A 6356-nucleotide genomic window follows, 5' to 3' on the forward strand; every position below is an offset into this window, starting at 1 on the left:
ACAGGCCCTAGCGCACGCCCGGCTCATACGCGCTTAACGGTTCGAGCATAGAACCCATCCCCGGTACCAGCGCCTCTTACAGGCGCGACGCATGGATGGGGTTGCGGCAGTTCGTGTCAGGGCTGCTTTGCGATCACCGGCGACAGGCAAGGCCGCTGGCGGGGGGACCCGCTGGGGGAACCGCGACGCCCGGATATGCTCCGGGGTGGGCCCACCTTTCCTTACGCATGTTTGAGCCATTCAAACCCGGCAGGAGCGACCCCTTACCGGGCCTCAGGCGTGGCTACTCCCCGCCGCCAAACCGCTTCAGCCCCTCCTCCACAAGACGGCGTTGCGGGTCGTCAGGGGCAAGAAGCAGGACCAGCGGCTCGGCATTTTTCAACGCGGCAAAGGCGCGGTCTTCTTCGCCCAGCACGACCATCGCGCGGGCCAGCCGCAGCCAGCCGTCGAGGTTTTCGTTAATGCTTTTTGAGATTGGCTACCCCTCAAAACCATCTTTACAGACTTTACAAGCCACTATTTGGCAATAAAATATAAAAAAATGATAAATTTGATCAAGTTCGCTTAAAGATTACCGTATAATGTCCCTAGAATTTGTATCATTAGAAACAATTCAATTAATTGCCAATAAATACGGCTATCTAGCCATTTTTTTAGGAATAGCCCTCGAAAATGCAGGAGTTCCCTTACCAGGAGAAACAGTTACACTCGTAGGTGGGTTCCTTGCAGGTAGTGGGGAATTACTTTATAGATATGTACTTAGCTGTGCAATTATAGGTGCAGTATTCGGCGACAGTTGTGGATATTTGCTTGGCAAGTATGGTGGCTGGCCATTAATGTTGAAGTTAGGTCAAATATTTCGGATTAAAGAAGAAAAACTGATAGACGCGAAAAATCAGTTTAGTAAAAATGCAGCTAAAGCAGTATTTTTTGGTCGATTTATTACGTTACTACGGATTTTTGCTGGCCCTTTGGCGGGAATTGCTCAAATGCCTTACTGGAAATTTTTATTATGCAATGCTAGTGGAGCGACTATTTGGGCATTAACAATGGTCAGTTTATCCTTCTTTTTGGGACAAGTTGTACCTCTAGAAAAGTTAGTATCTTGGGTGGCACAATTTGGTGTAGCTGCTTTGGTGTTAGTGGTAGCTTGGATTTTGATTCCTATTTGGTTAGAGTCTTTGAAGAAAGGAAAAGAAAATACAGGTTGATAATTTAAGTTTTAATATTAGCTGCCGAGGGCCACTCAGAAACTCTAAACGGACGCAGAGGAAAGTGTAGGACTACCGTATTAGTTCGCAGCATCCGATTTTAGCAGAAGCTTTGCGCCATAAAAACGCCAACTCACTGAAGAGCTATAATTTTAGTAGGGATCTCCGCGCCTAATAGCTAGAGAGGATGTCACGAAAAATATGCTTGAATATAGTTTAATACCAAATTCAAAAAAGGTCGCTACAGTATTAATCTCAAAACTCCTACTAACAGAATAAAGCACTGTAACAGTATTTTTTGAAAATGGTATAACTCACAAAGTTTACGGTCTAAAAAATATCAAACTCGACAAGTGGAAACCATTGTTAATTAGGAGCAAAAATCCTGTAACAGTTACAGGTTATAATAACAACCAAAACGATTTCTAAGAAAGGCATCTAGGTTAATCTGCTCTTGTTTGAGGAAACCAGTATGTGGAATTTCCCCATGGAGATACATATCTAAGACAGCACAAACAGAAGCAGAAGTTGTAAGCTGGATAGAACTCCAGGTTTCTCCATGCAAATTGAGGGAGTAAATCTTGCGGACATCGCTTATTTGTTGAAGATAGCCATTTTTCCAACCAGTTACAGTACAGAAAATAACTACTACATCTTGCTTAGTAATAGGAATAGAATTTTCCAATATTTCTTGCAGAAGTTCGCGGCGATCGCTTAAACCCAATTCTTGAGTTAAAAATTTCATCAGATATTGATGACCTGGATAACGCACGGTCTTGTAGTTGAGAGTACGCACTTGGCCTTCAAGAGTTTCACAAAGAGTCCCCAAGCCGCCAGAAGTATTAAATGCTTCGTAATTTACCCCATCTACAGAGAAATGTTCTACCTCTTCTAAAGGCATTGCCTCAATTTTACGACCGTTATGAATAGCTTCGCAAGGATTACAGTATTCATTAATCAGACCTTTGGTAGACCAGGTGAGGTTGTACATCATCATATTAGATGGATATTGGGGTAAAGCACCGACACGCATTTTTACCTCGTCAAGCTTCTCAAAACCACTACACAGATGATGAGCAAGGATGGCGATAAACCCTGGAGCAAGTCCACATTGGGGTGCGAAGATCAAATCATCAGGAGTTTTTTCAGCAATGGAGCGAACTGCATTGGTAGTGGCCACATCTTCTGTTAGATCGAAATAACTAACTCCAGCTTTGGCAGCAGCACGAGCAATAATAGGATTGACCTCATAGGAGCAAGCAGAAACAACACAATCTTGGCCTTCTAGTTTTTCTGCAAGAGCAACTTCATCAGTCACATCTATGACAAAAGTATTGACTGGCAAAGATGCGGTTAAGTTTTCTAAAGCTCTAGGGTCTATATCTCCAACAAGTATGCTGTAATCTCCACTGTAATGTAAGAGCTTGGCGATCGCCGATCCAATTTTTCCTGTTCCTAAGATTGTGACTTGATACATACTTATTAATTGTTTGAGGATTTCCTAAAATATTTAATACCAAATATCAAAAACTTTTCTATGTTTTCTTGAGTGGAGGAGTAGGGTAGTAGAAAACATAATAATATACACTTACTGGCGAATAATTTCTCAAAACGAGTTAAACATCTAATGCTTTTTTAGTAACTTACTATTTGATCGGCAACCTGAAATTAATATTTTTAAAACAACGAGACAATATTTATACATTTGAAGTGAATATCTTGACTAAAGCAAAAAATAGCTAATCACAGATCAAGATTTTTATAGATCGTAAATTATGGTTAAAATAGCTATGCAAATTTAGATATACTTCAACATCTAATGTCTTTTTAGTCAATTTTTCCATTCGTTCAAAAATTATTTATTCCCATTCAATAGCTTCCGATTTAATATTAATGATAAATAAGCTTTTCTTTTAACCTAAAGATGATTAACCCCCCGGCGTTGCATATTTGTGGGACGAATTGTATGCTTGGGCAAAAAAGAAGTATGAAGTATTAAGGATGAGATTTACCTGTTCAAAAAAGATTCATCCCGCCCCTCAGCAACGCCACCGCGCTGAACAGTTTAAAGGACTTCAATATCTTCTTGATGAGTATTTTTTAGATCTAAAAAATATTGGCATAGTAATAAAAATGTGAAAGTAATTCCTCCAAAATTTTATTCTTTTATCCTAATTCACTTCATGTTTTATTAACTTCTAATTACTTGAGTTCATACCTTTCTGATAATTAACAAGCCTAAGTTATTTAGATTATCATAATATCTGTTTTATCTCCCATAGCATTCAAGCTAGAGCAAACTCATATTTCATCTGGTTCAAAATGAATTGAGTTTGCAAACGAATTACTTCTCGATATGTATCTTCTGATTTTCTATCCCAAAGATTGTGTCCTGCATCAAGTATATGTAACTTACATTTTTCGTCATTTTCTGCAAATTCCTTCAGTGCATGAGCATACTGGGGAAACAAGTTGAATGGATCGCCCAAGCTAACCAAAGTTAGGATTGGAGATCGGGATGTTCTAGATGGATAGTTAAACTCAGGAGTAAAAGTCTTGTAAGCTTCCCAACTACGAGGATGCAAAGTAACACCGGGAGCATGGAGAAGGTCGGCCAAAACTTCCGCTTTATCCTCCAAATATTGAACAGTAAACTGGAACAACTCTGGGTCTGGGTGTGGCGGATTAACTGCAATTGCCCCAGCTAAGTCATCATAATGTTGTGCATAAAGTATGGCAGCTATACCACCTTGACTACGTCCAGCAATAAAAACTGGGCGATCGGGATAAAGTCGTGACAAAACCAGGTGGACATGACGAAGCATGATCATTAGACCTTGCTCGCTGGCAAACTCAAATGGGGCATCTGAACCCATACCATTGAGAGGAAGGTCAGTAGGAAAAGATGCTACACGGAATGTCTCACCATCGGGTAGTAATTCAGTTAGTAAGCTTTGGTTACTTTTACGCCCACGTCCACGGTTTTTGCTTTTTCGCCCATGAAAAGTACCTGCAACATCACATAGTGTTTCAGCAACAGAAAAGGTCGTTCCAGTACCAGGTAATAGGATCTGAATTGCACGATGAGTATCATCAACTAACTTATTTGGCTCTAAAATACCTGTGAAGGCCATCGGTAGATATAACTTCGTGAATGGCAGACTTTGTTTAGGTTCGTTTGTAGCACCGACTCGATTAACCAATTCTTGGCTTTCTTGAATCACTTTCATCTCCAGCAATTCACGGCGACTTAGATTAGGAGATGTTGCCAACTTTTGATTAATTTGCTTAAGTCTTTTCAATTCTGAATTCATTTTTGACAAATTTTGTACGCTAAAAGATTAATAGGATCATCGTAAATCGGCATTACTTTGGAATCAATAAGAGTCCATTCTGGTTGGTTTAAGACTTTCTCAAGTTTAGGCAAGAAACTCTGACGTGCCGTGAAAACCAACACACCTCCAGACTTGATATTGTCTTGAAGTTGATTCAGTTCTGCTGAACCAGCATGGTTTTCCGCAAATACTCCTGTAGCGACAATACCACTCGCCCTCTCTAAGTTTCTGAATTGCTCATCACCTATAAAGCAACAAACTAAGGATTTATATATGCCTTTTTCTGCTGCTTTGGTCAACATACTAGGTGATATGTCCATACCTATGATTTGTTCAAATCCCAATTCAGCTAAGGCCACACCAACTAGACCTGTTCCCGCCCCAACATCAAGAATTGTGTCCTGTTTATTGGCCACATATTGAGCAAGCATAAGTGATGCTGCTAAAGGCACTGGTTTCCAAAATCTCTCAATATCTGTCTCATAGGTATCTGCCCATTGGTCGTAGTTTTCCACTAACTCATCAATATTTTGACTCGAACAAATCCACTTTAACCACTGGTTTGTTTCTATCTCAGACATTCTTTTGTTATTCAATATTCTATTAATAGTAGATATTCTACTTTAGATTAAATCCTAAAACTTTGTGCTATTCCTAGTCCGTAGAAATGCTCAAATATTTTAGCCTGCCGTTCATTTACTATCTGAAGTTTTGAAATATTTTTGTCCCTCAGATATTAATTACTGGATTTACCAACACCAATATTTCCATTAGTTGAGATTTAGATATGAGGAGATAAGTTTTGATGTTAATTGCTCAGGTTAAGATATACTAAATATCATAAAAATTTTGTGAAAAAGGTAGGTAGATTTTATGGAATTAACAATGTTATTGGCAAAACTGCCAGAAGCTTACTCTATTTTTGACCCGTTAGTTGATGTTTTACCAGTAATTCCTGTTTTCTTCTTGTTGTTAGCTTTTGTGTGGCAAGCAGCAGTTGGTTTCAAATAAAGATTAATCTTAAAGATAGCTATCAGTTACCATTCTAATTATTTATCAGAATTTATTAGGCATAATAATTGGGAAGCTGATAGCTAACTTTTTTAACCAGTATTAATAGGATAAGTTCATTGAAGAAGGCAGAAGGCAGAAGGCAGAAGGGAAAATTGCTTATGGATAGTCAACGACAAGCCACTTCGTGTCTACAAACCCCAAAAAATTTTAAACATTGTGTAGACGGTTGAGCATTAAACCCACTACAGAAAAGATAAACTTATAATAGAGTCTTTGTCAAATAAATATCAAATAAATATTTAGAAACGTGGGGTGCGAAGTGTGTTATTTAACGTACCATCCCACAGCACATGGTGGTTAACCTAACTTATTTAACCAGTATTAATTGCATCAGTTAAATAGACCTATAAAAAAAATTTAGGTTACTCATCTATAAGATAAGATAATTTGTTTTCCAAAGTAATTTGGTGTTGGATAGTAGGAGGATAAAACTACTGTTAGGGAATAATTAATTGCTTCTTGAAAATTAGCTATTACTAATTATTCATTTAATATGCAACACTGATTATTTTTCTTGATTTATGTCTTCTTTCTACTTAGTTATTACTGGAAAATCATTTGATTATCGTCGCTAAAAAAAACTTAGATAAATCTAAGACAGATTAGCATTTTTTTTGGGGAAAACAGGTCTTTTAGATATACGTTTTATCTAAGTCAAAACATGAGGATAAAAACTTAAATCCAACTTTAACATCATGGGAATATAAGCTAAATTGGTGTTGCATAGTAGTAGGAA

At 38.3% G+C, this 6356-nt stretch carries 6 protein-coding genes; 2 read left to right on the forward strand and 4 right to left on the reverse strand.

Translation table 11 applies throughout. From position 1 onward, the window contains the following. Positions 1-283 precede the first annotated feature (283 nt). The gene (locus tag F6K13_RS13350) at positions 284-421 is read right to left on the reverse strand and encodes a hypothetical protein (RefSeq protein ID WP_287287604.1); all 138 of its coding nucleotides are present in this window, start codon (positions 419-421) and stop codon (positions 284-286) included. Positions 422-581: 160 nt separating this feature from the next. Here F6K13_RS13350 and F6K13_RS13355 point away from each other — a divergent pair, with 160 nt between their 5' ends. Further along, positions 582-1211: a DedA family protein gene (locus F6K13_RS13355; protein ID WP_124146182.1), complete on the forward strand. Its 630-nt coding sequence runs from the start codon at positions 582-584 to the stop codon at positions 1209-1211. Between the two features lie 394 nt (positions 1212-1605). Here F6K13_RS13355 and F6K13_RS13360 read toward each other — a convergent pair whose 3' ends face one another. The 3 genes from F6K13_RS13360 to F6K13_RS13370 all read right to left on the reverse strand — a co-directional run bounded on the left by F6K13_RS13360 (position 1606) and on the right by F6K13_RS13370 (position 5127). Continuing rightward, on the reverse strand, positions 1606-2688 hold the full coding sequence (locus F6K13_RS13360) for a saccharopine dehydrogenase family protein (protein WP_124146181.1): 1083 nt from the start codon (positions 2686-2688) through the stop codon (positions 1606-1608). Between the two features lie 808 nt (positions 2689-3496). After that, positions 3497-4525 carry an alpha/beta fold hydrolase gene (locus F6K13_RS13365; RefSeq protein WP_124146180.1) on the reverse strand — a complete coding sequence of 343 codons (1029 nt, stop codon included), beginning with the start codon at positions 4523-4525 and terminating at the stop codon, positions 3497-3499. Further along, positions 4522-5127 carry a class I SAM-dependent methyltransferase gene (locus tag F6K13_RS13370; protein ID WP_124146179.1) on the reverse strand — a complete coding sequence of 202 codons (606 nt, stop codon included), beginning with the start codon at positions 5125-5127 and terminating at the stop codon, positions 4522-4524. Before F6K13_RS13370 ends, F6K13_RS13365 begins: the two co-directional genes overlap by 4 nt. A gap of 292 nt (positions 5128-5419) precedes the next feature. Between F6K13_RS13370 and F6K13_RS13375 the strand changes: the two genes are divergently transcribed. Beyond that, positions 5420-5557, forward strand: coding sequence for a photosystem II reaction center protein K (locus tag F6K13_RS13375; RefSeq protein ID WP_124146178.1), 138 nt, complete (start codon positions 5420-5422; stop codon positions 5555-5557). Positions 5558-6356 lie beyond the last annotated feature (799 nt).

Origin of the sequence: Okeania sp. SIO2B9, assembly GCF_010672505.1 — a bacterium.
In the GTDB taxonomy this organism is placed as follows: Bacteria; Cyanobacteriota; Cyanobacteriia; order Cyanobacteriales; family Microcoleaceae; genus Okeania; species Okeania hirsuta.